At 62.8% G+C, this 226-nt stretch carries 1 protein-coding gene; it reads right to left on the bottom strand.

Going from position 1 to position 226, the window contains the following annotated elements; genetic code table 11:
* The coding region (locus tag G8O24_RS47505) for a hypothetical protein (RefSeq protein WP_210324931.1) at nt 1–226 on the bottom strand (226 nt) is incomplete at both ends.

Below are 226 nucleotides of genomic sequence, written 5' to 3'. Positions count from 1 at the left end.
CGCTGTTTGAAGGGCTGAACTGGAAGCGCGTGGGTGAGCGGATCGTCCCGACGCCAGCTGCGGCGAACTGACTCAGGGCTAACGATTTGTTTCGCGGCACCTTGGGATGATAGCTTGTGGATGTGTCCCCATCCGCGATTGATCCCGCCCGTCTTGCAGCGCTGCCCGCCGATTTGCGAGCGCTCTTCAGCGCGCAGGAAGCGATGCTCGAAGCCGAGCGTCGTCG

Origin of the sequence: Bradyrhizobium campsiandrae (assembly GCF_014529705.1) — a bacterium.
Lineage (GTDB): Bacteria > Pseudomonadota > Alphaproteobacteria > Rhizobiales > Xanthobacteraceae > Bradyrhizobium > Bradyrhizobium campsiandrae.
This window is presented reverse-complemented; position numbering and strand designations above follow the sequence as displayed.